Raw genomic sequence first — 14392 nt, 5'->3', positions numbered from 1 at the left:
CGGTCAGTGCGCTCCGGCGAGGTGACCGGACAGGCGGCCGTGGCGGGCTTCGGAGGCGGGGTTGAGTCCGACGATCTCCACGGTTTTGCCTTTGGCGGCGTATTTGGTGGTGATCGCGTCCAGGGCCGCGACGGCGGAGGCGTCCCAGACGTGGGTGTCGGCCATGTCGATGACGATATGGCCGGGGTCGGTGGCATAGTCGAACTGGTAGACCAGATCGTTGCTGGAGGCGAAGAACAGCTCTCCGCGCACCTTGTACACCCGGCGGCCCTGCAGCACACCGTCATCGGTGATGATGGGGTCATCGAAACCGGTGACCTGGGTGAAGTGGGCGACGCGGTGGGCGAACGCGACCATCGCGACCAGCACGCCGACGATCACCCCGTAGGCGAGGTTGTGGGTGACCACGGTGACCGCGACGGTCACCAGCATGACCAGGGTTTCCGCGATCGGCATGCGACGCAGGGTTTTCGGGGCGATGGAGTGCCAGTCCATGGTGCCCACCGACACCATGATCATCACCGCTACCAGCGCGGCCATCGGGATCTGGGCTACCAGCCCGCCCAGCCCGACGACCAGGACGAGTAGGAACGCCCCGGCCAGGAAGGTGGAGATGCGGGTGCGGGCGCCGGAGACCTTGACATTGATCATGGTCTGCCCGATCATCGCGCACCCACCCATGCCACCGAAGAAGCCGGTGACGATATTGGCCACGCCTTGGCCCCGGCCTTCGCGGGTTTTGTCGGAGTGTGAATCGGTGATGTCGTCGACCAGTTTCGCGGTCATCAGCGATTCCAACAGGCCGACCAGCGCCATCGCCAGCGCATAGGGGGCGATGATCTTCAGGGTGTCGAGGGTGAGCGGTACATCCGGGAGGGCGAACGTGGGCAGGCTGGAAGGGAGTTCGCCTTCGTCACCGACATCGGGCACGTTGAGCGCGAACACCATCGTCGCCGCCGTCAGTGCCACGATCGCGACCAGCGGTGCCGGCACCACGGTGGTCAGTTTCGGCAGAAACACCATCACCATCAGCCCGACGGCGACCATCGGATAGACCAGCCACGGCACACCGAGCAGGTGTGGGAGCTGCGTGGTGAAGATCAGGATCGCCAACGCGTTGACGAACCCGACCATCACACTGCGCGGAATGAAACGCATCAACTCGGCGATCCCGGCCACACTCAACACGATCTGCAGTAACCCGGCCAACAGCACCGTCGCGATCAGGTAGTCCAGGCCGTGCTCTTTCACCACCGGCGCGACGACCAGGGCGACCGCGCCGGTGGCCGCCGAGATCATCGCGCGCCGGCCGCCGACGATCGCGATGGTGACCGCCATGGTGAACGAGGCGAACAACCCCACCCGCGGATCGACCCCGGCGATGATGGAGAACGAGATCGCCTCCGGAATCAACGCGAGTGCGACCACCAGCCCGGCCAGCACCTCGATACGCAGCCGTTTCGGGCTGCGCAGCGCCGCCCACACCGAGTCCTCGACCACCTCGGGTCGGTCAATTGCCGAAACCACCAAAGACTCCGTCCACAGATCACACGCGCACGACAGCGCCACCGGAGCGAGTAGGCGCTCACCGGCCGAAAAGTTGAAAGGGCAAAAGAAGGGGGGTGTCGAGCATGGGCTCGGCCACACCGGGACCGCCGGGCGCGGCCACGTTGCCGCACCCGTGGGGACGATGTTCGCTCGACCCGGGATCACAGTACTCTCCAGTGGGGGGAGAGTTGCAAGCCGGAGGGTGGGACGTGGCCGACGTCTCATCGGCGAAGCCACGGTTCGCTGAGGGCGTGGTCCATGACGATATCGTTGCCCGTCGAGGCCATGGCCCTGATGTGTTCTCGCAGCACGCGCAGCTGCGTCGCGCACATCTCCTGCACTCCGGCATCGGCAGGCGCGAGGCCGCGTTCGGCGAGCCACCGATTCGTCGATTCGGGGGTGCCGAGCAGATCGATGAGGTGTCCGCCCGGCCGTACTCACGGATAATCAGAGTTGCCGCCGTGAGGAGTTTGCTAGTGATTTCGATAGGCACAACCGAGGACGCTGCCGGACTCCGTGACCGCCTCGAGCTGGGTGAGCTGGGCTGACGCTGTCGTGACAACTTCGATATCCGACCGCATCGATGATCTCCCCGATCCCCGGGCTCAGCGCCGCACCCTGCGCGTCCTGGTCGCCGCTCAGGCGCTGAGCGGTGCGGGGCTGGCGGCGGGTGTGACCGTCGGCGCCCTGCTCGCGCAGGACATGCTCAACTCAACCGGCCTTGCCGGTCTGCCCAGCACGCTCGGCACCGCGGGCTCCGCGCTGGCGGCCGTCGCGGTAGGACGGATTTCGCAAGCCCGCGGCCGCCGCCCCGGCCTGGTCGCCGGGTATCTGACCGGTGCCATCGGCAGCGTCGGAATCATCGCGGCGGCTGTCGCGGAGAATCCGATTTTGCTGTTCGTAGCGCTGTTCGTCTACGGCGCCGGCGCCTCCACCAATCTGCAAGCCCGGTATGCCGGAGCCGATCTGGCCGGCCCCGCGCACCGCGCCCGGGCCGTGTCGACCGTGCTGGTCGCCACCACACTCGGGGGCGTGGTCGGCCCCAACCTCACCGCGCCGACCAGCAACCTCGCACACGCAATCGGCATCCCCCACCTGGCGGGTCCGTTCCTGCTCGCCGGCGCCGCGTACGCCTCGGCAGCCCTGGTGTTGGCCATCTGGCTGCGCCCGGACCCGCTGCTGCTTGCCCGCGCGCTCGAGGCAGAACGCATCGCCACGCAGCCCGATGATGCCGACAGCCTGCCGCACTGCGCGGTCGAAGGGCGCCGCTCCGGCGTGCTGGTCGGTGCGATGGTCATGGCGCTCGCCCAGTTGGTGATGGTCGCGATCATGACCATGACGCCCGTCCACATGCACGACCACGGTCACAGCACCGCGGCCGCCGGCCTTGTGATCGCCGTCCACATCAGCGCGATGTACTTGCCATCACCGCTGACCGGCTGGCTCGTAGATCGCTATGGCCGCTTCGCCATCGCCACCGTTTCCGGTCCGGTCCTGCTCGGCGCCGGAATCGTCGCCGCGTGTGCCCCCGACGACTCCGTCACCCTGTTTGCGGTGGCACTGACTCTGCTCGGTCTCGGCTGGAACTTCGGCCTCGTCGCAGGTACCGCGATCATCACCGACGCCGTGCCGCTGGCTACGCGTGCCAGAACCCAAGGCTTGGTCGACGTCACCATCGCCATCGCGGGCGCCGCCGGCGGCATGGCCTCGGGGCTGGTCGTCGTCGCTGCCGGTTACCCCGGACTGGCCATCGGCGGCGGCATCCTGGCACTGGCCATCGTGCCCGCCGTCGTCGCCGCCGCACGCAGATCCCCACTCGGCTGAGCGGTGCTCCACAAGTGGTGAGAATGTGTCCTGGTGCCGGACTCGCAATGGAGAACAGATCACCTTCGCGACACCGAGCAGCTCGTTCACTGGCTGCCCATGATCCGCGTGACCCACGCGGGCAAATGGGTCGGCCGAGCGGATGACGGCCGATGGGTTGTCGGCGAGCCCGGCCGCCACGTCTTGCCGACCGATTCACCGCCCGGCATGATCGCGTTTCTTCCGCTGCTCGAGAAACCGATGGAGCAGGTCGCAGCGGAACTCGGAGTCACCAGCCTGGCCGGGCACGCATTGGGTTTCGAGCATGTCCTGGAACGAGCGCTTGCGGGATGGAGCGTCTACTGGACCGAACTCGCTGTGGCCTGGCTCGAGGCCGGATTCCCTCGGAATCCGTGAGCTGGCAGTGCGGCCGGCTCGACATCCCCGCTGCCACCTCCGGGGATCGACGGCCCGGTCAGTCGGTTCCGGGGTCACCCGGTGCGAGGTCGCGGGGGTGCGCGGTCAGGATGCGCAGGGCATTGAGGAAACCGCGGCGATCGGCGGCGGGGAGCTGTGCCAGGACCTCTTCGGTCTCGCGTGCCTGGATCTCGGCCTGGACGGCGGCCGCGATCCGGTGGCCCTCCGGCGTCAGTCCCAGCAGGCGCGCCCGACGGTCGGCGGGGTCGGGTGTGCGCTCGATGAGACCTCGGTCCTGGAGGTCGTCGAGTACCGCGATGATGCGGGTCTTGTCCGCCCCGATCTCCTGGGCGAGTACGCCCTGCCCGCGGGCGGTACCCCGGCTCAACGCGATCAGGACCGAGTAGCCCCACATGGTCACGCCGTGGGCTTCGAGGATCGGGCGTTCCATGGCGATGAGGGTGCGGGTCAGCGGCGCGAGCATCGCCGCCAGATCCGGACGATCCGTGGTTCCCATGAGATAGAACCTACCTACTGGAGAATAATAAGCATTGACCCATGGTATGCGATTGCGTACGGTTTTGGTATGACTACAGATCTCGTAGAACTCGACCGCCGGGCGGTGCTCACCTCGGTGACCACTGCCGAACTCGTGACTTCCGGAGAACTCGCGCTCCCCACTCCGTGCGCGGGATGGCCGGTGGGTCGTCTGCTGGCGCATATGGCGGCCCAGCACCGCGGATTCGCCGCCGGTGCCCGTGGTGAGGGTGCTGATCTCGAACACTGGCGGGAGCGGCCACCCGGGCCGCACACCCCGGCCGAATACGCAGACTCCGCGGCGGAGGTGCTGCGGGCCTTCGCCGAGCCGGGTGTACCGGAACGCACCTTCGCCCTCCCGGAGTTCGGTCCGGATGTCACCGTGCCCGGGCATCAGGCCCTCGGATTCCACCTCGTCGACTACATCGTCCACGGCTGGGATCTCGCGCGAGCGCTCGGCGTCGGCTACGAACTGGACCCCGAGGCTGCCGAACCGGTGCTGCGTATCGCCGAAGCGGTTCCCGACGGCCCGGAACGCGAGCAGTCGGGAGCTGCGTTCGCGCACGCGCTACCGGGCCGTGATCCGGATGCACCGCTGGATCGGATACTCCGGTTGCTCGGCCGTTCACCCGCGTGGCCGAAGAGCGAGTAGCCGGCGACAATCCGTTTCAGGAGAGAGCGACCCGCGTCGATCTCCGTATCGCCGACGTCGGCGAACAGGGTGATCAGGCCGATGTCGGGCCGGTCTCAGGTGGGCCCGCGACAGTCTCACCGGGATGGCCTTGCGCGTCCCCTGCCAATTCCTCGAACAACCCTTCCAGCGCAGTGTGGTCGTCCTCGCTGCCGATATGCGGAGCGGCGAACCAGCGTGCGTACTCGGCGATCTCGGAGAGCCGCCAGTCCAGCGCGAACAGCTCTACCATCGCGGGGTCGGGGAGTAACAGGCCTGTTGCTGCGGGGAGCAGATCCGCATAGTCCCGTTCGGGTGGCGCGAGAGCCAGCGACTCCCAATCGACCAGCCTCAACCCCTCGGCGGTCATGACCTGATTGTCGTTGTGCGGCTCGCCGTGCGTCGGCACCCATGAGTCCTGTCCGGAAAACGCTACGTCCGCCAGTTCCAGGTAGCGGCCGGTCCAGCGTTCGATCGCATCGCCGTGGGCGGCGAGCGCGAGCCGTGCCTGTTCCGCCAGCGGGCCGCTCGTCCAGGGCTCGGCGGTGTGAATTCGCATCTCATCGGCGAACTCGGGGCCGACGCGGGGGGTCCACGACCGCAGGCCGTCAGGTGGATCGGCACGATGCAGCGCTGTCAGCGCGAGAACGATCTCGCGGATATGCCGGGGCTCGCGGGCCTCCGCCGCGCTCGGGCTCCGGCCCTCCAGCCACGGCGTCACGCTGAGCGCACCGACCCCGATGTCGACGGTGAACCGACCCGACCGGGCGGGCAACGGTGCGCACACCGCGGCCGAACCGGAGGCGGCCAGTGCGGCGGCCCCGGCGTAGGCAGCCTCCAGTGAGATCGCGGAGTGCCGGGGTTCCAACTGGTCCAACGTCACGAACACAGTGGTCCCCCCGGCGGTCACCCGCCAGTGGTGCGCGCCGAAACCCCAGGGCAGATAGCTGATGTCGGCAACCTCGGGCAACCAGTGAGCACCGACCGCATGCGCGATCGCCTCGTCACCGATAAAGGAAGGATGGGTGAGCACAAGATCGGATCCTAGGACGTATTCGGACACACGAGCACGGGGTTTTCGCTGTGCTGCCGACTCACCGGTCGGATATCCGCCCGATCATGATCCATCGACCGTGCACAGGGTTCGGCCCGGCCGGTTCCCCGAGGTTCGGTGCGGTCAGATGAGGCTGCCAAAAGGATCGGAGTATCGGCAGACGACAATTCTTTACCCGCATCGGTTTGCCGCCGATCCCCGGCCTCCGGGGATCTCACCGTTTGACCACCATCTCCAATCCGGACGCGAAGGGCAGGGTCTGGGTGAGCAGGCCGTTGCCGGGATCCTCGATGTAAGCGAACATGTCGCGGTAGTTGTCCCGATGCCCGGCCGTGTTGTCGATCAGCACGACGCCCCCGCGGCGCAGTTTCGGTGCGATCATCTCCAACGCGGACCGTGCCAGTACCGGCCAGATATCGATCAGCGCGATATCGAGCGGGGCTTCCAGATCGGCCAACGTTGTGCGGATATCGCCTTCGCGCAGGTCGATCACATCCTGGAGGCCCGCGCGGCGGAAGTGTTCGCGAGCCGCCGCGGCCTTGGCCGGTTCGATCTCGGTGCCGATCACTCGGCCCGAACCGCCGTCGCTCTCGGTCACCAGGCGTACCGCCTGGGCCAGGTACAGGGTCGATACGCCATAGGACGTGCCGACCTCGACCACCCGACGTGCTCGCATGGCGAGACACAGCCGGTGGCACAGCAGGGCTTTGTCGTGTTCGAGGGCGATGAGTTTGTCGGCCAGGAAGGCATCGGCATCGGCATCGAGATCGTTCGGGTCGGCGGCTTGTCCGCGCGCCGCACGGTCGGCGAAATAGGTTCCGATCGCGGAGATCTGCTCCGTACTGCGTTGTTGCAGGTCCGCGACGAGGCGGTCGATTTCGGAATTCTGAAGGGTGTCGGAGTCCATGGTGGTACCTCTCCTCGGCAGTGATCACGCCGCCGGTGTTCGCCGTGGCAGCCCAATCCTGAGAGCCCACCGCGCTGATGTCAATGGGTAGTGAACGTCAAGATTGGGCGGTACAGTTCCGAACCGTGTCTCAACCGCTTCCGCCGGGCCGTCGGCGGCGCAGCCCACCCACCCGGGGCGGCCGCGCGACGCTGACCGCCGAGACGATCGCCGGGACGATGCTGGAACTCGCGGGCCGCCGTGGGTTCGCAGCGGTATCGATGCAGGATCTCGCCACCGAACTGGATGTGACGGTGCGGGCCCTCTACCGGCATGTGCAGGATCGCCGAGAAGTCGTGGACCGGGCCGTCGAACTCTGGCTGGCCGGCTGGCCGGCTCCCGAGCTCGACCCCGAGCGCTGGCAGCAGAGCCTGCGCGGGTACTGCCACCTGCACCGCGCAGTGGCCCGCCGCCACCCTCGGGCCCTGCTGGTGTCACTGGACGAACGGGTGAGCGACGCTCGCGTACCCGAACGCCGGCTCACCGCACCGGAAGAATTCCTGACCTTCCTCACCGAGGTCGGGCTCGACCTGCCCGACGCGTTGTTCGTGCACAGCGATCTGACGGTACGGATCTACGGATTCGTCCTCTTCATCGACTACCGGGCCGATATCGGTGAGCCGGTCGCCGAACAGTATCCGGTGCCGGAACAGTGGCTGAAGGTCCATTCAGCACTCGAACTGCCGCTACTGCACCGGGCCCGTGCCGAAACCGGTTTCGACGCTGACGCCGTGTTCGAACGGGTGGCGACGGAAGTGGTTCACACGGTGGAAAGGCTGCTGGCGGCAACGCGATAGCTGTTGTTCGCGTGCACCGCGATCCGAATTCACGTGGTATCGACCGCGGCGCGGATGGCCGGTTCGAGGAGCCCGAGATCGCTACCCGATCGGTCGGCCCGGCCAGTCGTACGGCCTCGGTGACCAGGCCGATCTGGGCGGCGAACAGGGAATTGTTAGCGAGTTTCACCCGCTGGCCGTTGCCCAGTTCACCGACGGCCAGGACGGGGTCGGCACAGGTGGTCAGGACGGGCCGCGCCAGCGCGGTCGCCGCGGTGGAACCGCCGAGGAAGACGGTGAGCTCACCGTCGGCGATATCGTGCGGGCCCCCGCTCACCGGCGCATCGACCACGTGGCGCCCGGCGGCGGCCGGGGCGGCGGCGATCGCGGTGGCGGTATCGGGGCTGGCACACCAGATCGCTCTCGGCGGCCAGGTCGGCCGGACTGGCGGCGACCTTCGCCGCGGTGTCCGCGTAGGGCTCGGTGGTGGCGGCCCGGCGTGCCCACAGAGTGGTCGGATGTCCGGCCTCGACGATGCGGCGGGCCATAGGCCCGCCCTGACTACCCGATCCGATGAATCCGACGCGCATCAGTGTTCCTCTCTACGCACAGCTCAGGAATCGGCGTCCGCCGACTCCGACTTCGGGGCTGCGGGTCGCCAGAAAACCGTCAGCAGAACCGCGGTGGCCAGCACACCGAGCCCGAGCGAGATCGCGCCGCCGGCCCAGCCGGTGATCGCGATCCCGGCGGCGTGGTCCACGGACAGCCAGCCGGGGCCGAGGATGCCGATGACCAGCGATACGACCGCGAGAACCAGGACGTACTCGTAGCCGTCCTTGAATACGAGGAAGCCGTTCTTACGGTGTGCCAGCAACGCGGCGACCAGCATCACCGAGATGACCGCCGCGGCCGCCAGCGGGGTGAGCAGTCCGAGGATCAGCAGCGCCCCCGCGCCGATCTCGGTGATCACGCTGAACCATGCCTGCAATACGCCGTGGCGCAATCCCAGGCCGCTGAACCAGCCCGCGGTGCCGGCGATCTTGCCACCGCCGATCCAGTGGTTGACCCCGTGGGCGATCATGGTGGCGCCGACGACCAACCGGAGCAGCAGTAGCGCGATATCGGTGATGTCCATTCGATTACCTTCCCTGCCGCGCCGCCGCGCCGCCGTCGAATTGCAGATCGGGCCCGGAGAACTCTCCGGTTCTGCGGGCGATGACGCATTCCTCTTCGATCAGAATCACCGCGCACCCCGGTCGGTCCGGGCCATCAGGATTCGCTCCGCAGCAGCACGGCGCCGCCCGGTGTGAGCCCACCGCTGGACACCACCGCCACCTTTGCGTCGGACACTTGGCGTGCACCGGCGGTCCCGCGCAACTGGACGATCGCCTCGTGCATCAGACCCATTCCGTGGGTGCGGCCGTGTGAGAGCTGTCCGCCGTGGGTGTTCCGAGAGCTTCGGCGATGCTCGTAAGGGATCTGTCGTTCCGTCTCCGACGCCTGTCCAGGTGGGGATCGGTGTGTTCGGCTGTTGCTCGGACCGAACTCGAATCGCCGGGTAGCTGGTTCCAACCGATACGATCAGCTGCTCTCGCAGCCGAGTCCGTTGCCGTCGCGATCCAGGTCGTACTCGTCGGGGCCGATCACCCGGACCCGGCCGGTGTAGGCGGGTCCGTTTCCGCTGCCGCCTTCGCAGTCCACATCGCTGGTGATGGGGACGCAGGGGTCGTAGGAGGCGTGGCACCCGGTGGGCGTGGCCCCGGCCGGCGCCACGCCCGTGACCAGGCCGAACGAGGCGACAGCGAGGGCGGCGGTGCCCAGGATGGACAGGGTTCTCATCGAGGCTTCTTTCGGCGCGGCGGACGAATCGCTGAAGTTTCGCACGGCCTGCCGGCGCGCGGCCCTTTTTTAATGGAAAAGTGACCTCTAAAAATAGTTACCGGATACTTACCGGATCGCCGGGTAACCGAGCTCTGGGCCGGGAATCGTCTCCGTGGCCCCGGTGTTGTTCCGGGCGCATCCTGCCCGCAGCTCCCGGAGGCCGCTCATGACCACATCCAGTGCGAATGAATTATTCGACCCCACAACGGAATTCGGTGCCCGTATCGCAGAGGGGCTGGAACGCGAACAGATCGTCTGGCTGACAACCGTCGGCCCCACCGGCACCCCGGAGCCCAACCCGGTGTGGTTCCGCTGGGACGGGAACAGTTTCTTGATCTTCAGTCGGCCGGACCGGCCCAAGCTCCGCAATATCGCGCGCAATCCGCGGGTGGCGCTGCACTTCGACAGCACCGAGAGCGGGGGAGAAGTGGTGGTATTCGGGGGCGGCGCCCGGCTCGAGGCCACCGTCGATCCCGACGAGGCCGCGGCGTATCTCGAGAAGTACGCGGAGGGATTGAACGGTCTGTCCATGACCGGAGATCGGTTCCGCGCCGAGTACTCGGTGCCCATCCGGGTCGTGCCCGATCGGCTGCGTGGATTCTGACCGCCGAATCCGCTGAGTCGCAACGATCATCTCGGCATTCTGTGCTCCTGGCGGACACGTACCGATTACGCTGAACTGATGCGGTTTCGACATCATCGGCGCCTCCTGGTCGCACTCGGTTCCGTCGTTACGACACTGTTTCTGTGCGCGACATCCGCCGCAGTTCCGGGAACGCGGCCGGCCGCAGGCCCACCGGCGCTGGATCCCGCGTTCTTGTGGGGGGTCTCGACGTCGGGCTTCCAAACCGAAGGCCGTACGCCCGACAGCAACTGGAGCCGATACGTCGCCACGAACCCCGGATACGACCGGCTTCAGGATTCGGCCGACTTCGTCGGTCGCTACTCATCCGATATCCGGCTCGCCGCCGGGCTGGGTGTGAAGGTTTTCCGGATCGGAATCGAATGGGCCCGGCTGCAACCGGCGCCCGGCGTCTGGGATCCCGCCGCGTTCGCCTTCTACGATGCGGTCCTCGCCGAAATCGTGCGGGCCGGGATGCGACCGATGGTCACCCTGGACCACTGGGTGTACCCGGGCTGGGCTGTCGATCGCGGCGGTTGGCGCGCGCCCGGCATGGTCGATGACTGGCTGGCGAATATGCGAAAGGTCGTCGATCGCTACGCGTCTCTGGATCCCTTGTGGGTCACCGTGAACGAGCCGGTCGCCTATATCGCGCACGAGACCTCCCGAGGTGCCGCCGACGCACCCGTGATGCTGGACCGTCTCGCGCAGGCGCACAACGCCATCTACGACCATATCCACCGGGTTCGGCCAACCGCTCAGGTGACCAGCAATATCGGCTATGTCGCCGGCGCGGATGTTCAGATCAACGGCGCCCTCGTCGACCGTATCGCCGGTCGGTTGGACTACGTCGGAGTCGACTACTACTTCGCCTACGACCCGGTACGGTCACTGCTCGATACCGTTTCGAAGGCCGCCGGATCGTCGATGCTGTCCCTGCCCGGACAACCGATCTGGGAATTGCCGTTGCGTACGGAGGGGATCTATTACGCGCTGAAATACTATGCGCAACGGTTCCCGGGTAAACCGCTCTACGTGGTGGAAAACGGCATGGCCACCGACAACGGCCTGCCCCGCGCAGACGGATACACCCGCAGCGACCACCTCCGCGATACCGTCTACTGGATCCAACGCGCGCGAGCCGACGGCATCGATGTCATCGGTTACAACTATTGGAGCCTCACCGACAATTACGAATGGGGAAGTTACAGTCCCCGATTCGGACTCTATTCGGTGGACGTACGCTCCGATCCCACTCTCACCCGCTGGCCCACCGACGCCGTCGGCGCTTATTCCCAGATCGTCGCCGCGGGCGGTGTTCCCGCGGGTTACCGTCCCACCCGGCCCCCGGCCCTCTGCCTCCTGGTCGATCCGCCGGCCAGTTGTCTGACCCCGGTCGCGGCGCCGTAGCGTAGGCGGCGCGCCGGGATCGCCGTCTCTGCGGTTCACAATGCGGAGACGAACTCGGTTGTGCGCGACTCGACGAACCTGGCATCGTAGCCAGGTGGCCGTACTTCTGGGTGAAAAAGACAGGTTCGCTGTGGAAATCGGCGACTGGGCCTCGGGGCTGCGTCGAGTGGACCTGTGGGCGGCCGATCAGTGGCTGACCTGCGACGACAATATGGTCTTCGTCGAGCAGTTCCGCCACTCTGTGGAGGAAACTGCTCTCTCGATCCGTTCCGGGGCTTTTCCACCGCTGCCCTTCGCCGGGCTGTCCCCGGTGGCCACTCATCGACGGTTCGACACCGCGACCGACGACGACCCGATTTGCGAGCTGCGCGAGCAGTTCTGGCTACTGCACTGGGGACCCACGACCGATAACCTCGTGACCTACGGCTTCCGCGACAGGGACCACTTGGTGATCACGTTGCAGTTCTGGCGTGAGGCGCATGTGCTCGATCATCCCGAGCATGCGGGAAGGGTCTTCGAGGTCGAGATCGAGCCCGCAGAATTCGCTGGAATTCTCGAAAGTCTGAGTTCGGCTCTGTAGATCATCGGAGCCGGAAGGTCACGGCTGGACTGTCTCCGGCCTGGCCGGCGGTCACCGGCCCTGCCTACTGCCCGGCGTCCTCGTCCCGGAGTCGGCCCAGGTAATCCCCGAGCCGTCCTGCGGCCTCCAGCATCGCGATCCCGCGTGCGGTGATCCTGCCCTGCCATTCGGCCAGTGCGCCTGCCAGGGTCTCCGTACCACCGGCTGTGCGGATCCGGTCCACCACCGCGGCGATCCGGTGCAGCCCGTAACCACCCCGCCGGAGTAGATGCGCGAGTTCCGCATCGCGGATATCGGCCGGGGTGTAGACGCGATAACCGGTCGCCGGATCCCGGGCAGGAGCGAGGATGCCTGTGGTTTCCCAGGTGCGCAAGGTGGCCGGGGTGAGGTGCAGGTGACTCGCCAGTTCGCCGACGGTGCGGGTGGCGGATGCGGGGTAACGATCGGTACAGGTGTCGTCCTCGGTGGTGAGGTGGCCGATCGCCCGCCGGACCGTGTCGAGAGTTTCGCGGTCGCGGAGCAACTGTTCGTGACCGCGGTCGACGAGTTTCAGCGCGGAGTCGATATCACCGTCGTGGATCTCGTTCATGATCTGTCCGGCGAGTGCGTGCCCGTACGCGGCGACGAGGGCGCGGAAGGCGCGCAGTGCCGCCGCGTGTATCTCGGTGTAGATCCGGTAGCCGGTGGCGGTGCGATCGGCGGGTGGGATGAACCCGTCCCGCTCGTAGTTGCGGACGGCCTGGGCCGACAGCGCGTGCTCGCGCGCGAGGTCCGCGGGTCTCAGGGTGCTCACCGAATTGAGACTCTAGTCGATGGATCGCAGGAAAACATGCGAAAAGTTTCAACCGAGCTTTCAAAGATACGATCGAAGAAATGAACGAAGATATCGGGACCTTCCTCACCACCCCTGTCGACCTGCTGGCATTCGGTGAACCGACCCATCTCGAACCCGCATTCGCCTGGACCCGCAATGACCTGTTCGCGGAGCTGGCCGGTCACGGCTATCGGTCCATCGCCCTGGAGACCGATCGGGTGGCCGCCCTCCTCGTCGACGATTACGTCCGGCACGGAGTGGGCGCGCTCGACGAGGTCATGGCGCGGGGCTTCTCGCACGGCTTCGGCGGCTTCGAAGCCAACCGGCATCTGGTCTCCTGGATGCGGGAATACAACGAGCAGCGTCGCCCGGACGACCGCCTGGCCTGCCACGGCTTCGACGCTCCGACGGAGACGATGAGCGCACCCAGTCCACGCCGGTATCTCGAATACACCCGCGACTATCTGCGACTCGATCTCGATCTCGCGGGGCTGCTCGGGGCGGACGAGCGATGGGCCCGCACAGAGGCGGTAATGGATCCGGTCGAATCGCCCGGGGCGACCACCGAGGCCGGCGCCCTTCGTGTCCTCGCCGACGACATGCTGATCGAGCTCTACACCCGCGCTCCCGAACTGATCGCGGAAACCTCACGTGCCGAATGGTTCCGCGCCGAGACGTATCTCACCGCCGGTCTCGGACTGCTGCGATACCACAAGCAGGCGGCGCAAGACCTCGAGCAGACTGCCCGGTGGACCCGCCTGTGTGCCACCCGGGACGCGCTCATGGCGCGGAACCTGCTCGATATCCGGCGCGCGGAGGCCGAGCGTGGGCCGACCATGGTCTTCGCCCAGAACGCCCATCTCCAGCGGAATCCGAGCAGTATGCGCATGGGCGATATGCAGATCGATTGGTCGAGCGCGGGTGCCATCGTCGCGTCGCTGATGGGCGCGCGGTACACAGTGGTCATCGGAACTCTGGGTCGCGACGAGACCATCGGTCTGGGTGAACCGGCGCCGGACACCTACGAAGGGTTTCTGCAGACCCGGGTGGTTGCACAGCAGCTGGTGGCGCCCGCCGATATTCCGCCTGCCCGAATCCGCGACGACCACACGCCTGCACAGGGTTTCTTCCCACTGGACGGGGCGAGCGCCGCCGCGGCAGACGTGATCCTGCACATCCACGACGGGGCGGCCGTCCGAGGGCCGGGGGCGAGCGGAATACGTCTGCCGGTCCCCGCCGCACGGCACGAACCTCATCGAGGTGCGGTCGAGGTGGACCCGAAGCCGCGGTGGGCTGGTCTCTGACGTGATCAGCCCGGTCGGCCGGGTATCGAC

15 protein-coding genes and 3 pseudogenes are annotated in these 14392 nt (G+C 66.9%); 8 read left to right on the top strand and 10 right to left on the bottom strand.

The genetic code is table 11. The annotated features are described in order from the left end of the window. Positions 1 to 3 precede the first annotated feature (3 nt). Both OG405_RS16180 and OG405_RS29260 read right to left on the bottom strand, forming a co-directional pair. Positions 4 to 1527 (bottom strand): SulP family inorganic anion transporter, encoded by a 1524-nt coding sequence (locus OG405_RS16180; RefSeq protein WP_327147331.1) that lies wholly within the window; start codon positions 1525 to 1527, stop codon positions 4 to 6. 242 nt (positions 1528 to 1769) lie between these two features. Continuing rightward, positions 1770 to 1970 (bottom strand): annotated as a pseudogene (locus tag OG405_RS29260) (ABATE domain-containing protein); the annotation flags it as partial. Between the two features lie 250 nt (positions 1971 to 2220). On the opposite strand from OG405_RS29260, the gene OG405_RS16175 reads away from it, so the two are divergent. Both OG405_RS16175 and OG405_RS16170 read left to right on the top strand, forming a co-directional pair. After that, positions 2221 to 3372, top strand: a complete 1152-nt coding sequence (locus OG405_RS16175) for an MFS transporter (RefSeq protein WP_327147330.1) — start codon at positions 2221 to 2223, stop codon at positions 3370 to 3372. 33 nt (positions 3373 to 3405) lie between these two features. After that, positions 3406 to 3768 (top strand): hypothetical protein, encoded by a 363-nt coding sequence (locus OG405_RS16170; RefSeq protein ID WP_327147329.1) that lies wholly within the window; start codon positions 3406 to 3408, stop codon positions 3766 to 3768. Positions 3769 to 3826: 58 nt separating this feature from the next. On the opposite strand, the gene OG405_RS16165 is transcribed toward OG405_RS16170, so the two are convergent. Then, on the bottom strand, positions 3827 to 4285 hold the full coding sequence (locus tag OG405_RS16165; RefSeq protein ID WP_327147328.1) for a MarR family winged helix-turn-helix transcriptional regulator: 459 nt from the start codon (positions 4283 to 4285) through the stop codon (positions 3827 to 3829). Between the two features lie 69 nt (positions 4286 to 4354). Here OG405_RS16165 and OG405_RS16160 point away from each other — a divergent pair, with 69 nt between their 5' ends. Beyond that, entirely contained in the window at positions 4355 to 4957 is a 603-nt protein-coding gene (locus OG405_RS16160) for a TIGR03086 family metal-binding protein (RefSeq protein ID WP_327147327.1), read from the top strand. 73 nt (positions 4958 to 5030) lie between these two features. On the opposite strand, the gene OG405_RS16155 is transcribed toward OG405_RS16160, so the two are convergent. Next, positions 5031 to 6008, bottom strand: coding sequence for a phosphotransferase (locus tag OG405_RS16155; RefSeq protein WP_327147326.1), 978 nt, complete (start codon positions 6006 to 6008; stop codon positions 5031 to 5033). 235 nt (positions 6009 to 6243) lie between these two features. Further along, complete coding sequence (locus OG405_RS16150) at positions 6244 to 6936, bottom strand: O-methyltransferase (RefSeq protein WP_327147325.1); 693 nt, start codon at positions 6934 to 6936, stop codon at positions 6244 to 6246. A 125-nt stretch (positions 6937 to 7061) separates the two neighbouring features. Here OG405_RS16150 and OG405_RS16145 point away from each other — a divergent pair, with 125 nt between their 5' ends. After that, positions 7062 to 7772 (top strand): TetR/AcrR family transcriptional regulator, encoded by a 711-nt coding sequence (locus tag OG405_RS16145; RefSeq protein ID WP_327147324.1) that lies wholly within the window; start codon positions 7062 to 7064, stop codon positions 7770 to 7772. 100 nt (positions 7773 to 7872) lie between these two features. On the opposite strand, the pseudogene OG405_RS16140 reads toward OG405_RS16145, so the two are convergent. The 4 genes and pseudogenes from OG405_RS16140 to OG405_RS16125 form a co-directional block, all read right to left on the bottom strand. Further along, a pseudogene (locus tag OG405_RS16140) lies at positions 7873 to 8341 on the bottom strand (NAD(P)-dependent oxidoreductase); the annotation flags it as partial. 23 nt (positions 8342 to 8364) lie between these two features. Next, positions 8365 to 8886 (bottom strand): DoxX family protein, encoded by a 522-nt coding sequence (locus tag OG405_RS16135; protein ID WP_327147323.1) that lies wholly within the window; start codon positions 8884 to 8886, stop codon positions 8365 to 8367. Between the two features lie 134 nt (positions 8887 to 9020). Further along, positions 9021 to 9200, bottom strand: a pseudogene (locus OG405_RS16130) (thiolase C-terminal domain-containing protein); the annotation flags it as partial. Positions 9201 to 9332: 132 nt separating this feature from the next. Beyond that, positions 9333 to 9590, bottom strand: a complete 258-nt coding sequence (locus OG405_RS16125; protein WP_327147322.1) for a hypothetical protein — start codon at positions 9588 to 9590, stop codon at positions 9333 to 9335. A 208-nt stretch (positions 9591 to 9798) separates the two neighbouring features. Between OG405_RS16125 and OG405_RS16120 the strand changes: the two genes are divergently transcribed. The 3 genes from OG405_RS16120 to OG405_RS16110 all read left to right on the top strand — a co-directional run bounded on the left by OG405_RS16120 (position 9799) and on the right by OG405_RS16110 (position 12244). Further along, complete coding sequence (locus OG405_RS16120; protein WP_327147321.1) at positions 9799 to 10236, top strand: TIGR03667 family PPOX class F420-dependent oxidoreductase; 438 nt, start codon at positions 9799 to 9801, stop codon at positions 10234 to 10236. A gap of 78 nt (positions 10237 to 10314) precedes the next feature. Beyond that, positions 10315 to 11664: a family 1 glycosylhydrolase gene (locus OG405_RS16115; protein ID WP_327147320.1), complete on the top strand. Its 1350-nt coding sequence runs from the start codon at positions 10315 to 10317 to the stop codon at positions 11662 to 11664. A 94-nt stretch (positions 11665 to 11758) separates the two neighbouring features. Beyond that, complete coding sequence (locus OG405_RS16110; protein WP_327147319.1) at positions 11759 to 12244, top strand: hypothetical protein; 486 nt, start codon at positions 11759 to 11761, stop codon at positions 12242 to 12244. Between the two features lie 64 nt (positions 12245 to 12308). Here the strand turns inward: OG405_RS16110 and OG405_RS16105 are convergent, their stop codons facing one another. Beyond that, the gene (locus OG405_RS16105) at positions 12309 to 13037 is read right to left on the bottom strand and encodes a TioE family transcriptional regulator (RefSeq protein WP_327147318.1); all 729 of its coding nucleotides are present in this window, start codon (positions 13035 to 13037) and stop codon (positions 12309 to 12311) included. A gap of 80 nt (positions 13038 to 13117) precedes the next feature. Between OG405_RS16105 and OG405_RS16100 the strand changes: the two genes are divergently transcribed. Beyond that, positions 13118 to 14362, top strand: a complete 1245-nt coding sequence (locus OG405_RS16100; protein WP_327147317.1) for an erythromycin esterase family protein — start codon at positions 13118 to 13120, stop codon at positions 14360 to 14362. Positions 14363 to 14392 lie beyond the last annotated feature (30 nt).

It is taken from the genome of Nocardia sp. NBC_01329, from assembly GCF_035956715.1.
Classification (GTDB): Bacteria; Actinomycetota; Actinomycetes; order Mycobacteriales; family Mycobacteriaceae; genus Nocardia.
This window is presented reverse-complemented; position numbering and strand designations above follow the sequence as displayed.